This is a genomic window from Catenulispora pinisilvae (assembly GCF_015356865.1).
In the GTDB taxonomy this organism is placed as follows: Bacteria; Actinomycetota; Actinomycetes; order Streptomycetales; family Catenulisporaceae; genus Catenulispora; species Catenulispora pinisilvae.
The window spans coordinates 1-419 of record NZ_JAAFZA010000605.1 but is presented as its reverse complement, the minus strand read 5'-3'; the positions used below and the strand labels follow the sequence as shown (position 1 = coordinate 419).

The following is a 419-nucleotide window of genomic DNA, read 5'->3' as shown; positions in this document are numbered from 1 at the left end:
ATACAAGGTTCGGGATTTGGTAATTGGTTCGCTAAAATATTAGTACCATTAGCAGGAAACGGAATTGGACTTATGATTCTTGGATTCATATGCTCTATTCCTCTATTATCAGCATTACTTGGACCAGGTGCTGTTATAGCACAAATCGTAGGTACTTTAATTGGTGTTGAAATAGGTAAAGGGACTATTCCTCCAAGCTTAGCATTACCAGCATTATTCGCTATTAATACACAATGTGCATGTGACTTTATTCCAGTAGGTTTAGGTCTAGCTGAAGCAGAACCAGAAACAGTAGAGGTTGGTGTTCCATCTGTATTGTATTCACGTTTCATGATTGGTGTACCTAGAGTAGCAGTTGCATGGGTTGCAAGTATAGGATTGTATCAATAAACTATGAAATTTATTTAATTGCGATTGAG

General features: G+C 37.2%; 1 protein-coding gene. It reads left to right on the top strand.

All coding sequences use genetic code 11. The annotated features are described in order from the left end of the window. On the top strand, positions 1-390 hold a 390-nt coding region (locus IZR01_RS54955), incomplete at its 5' end, for a PTS glucitol/sorbitol transporter subunit IIB (RefSeq protein ID WP_499698317.1). Positions 391-419 lie beyond the last annotated feature (29 nt).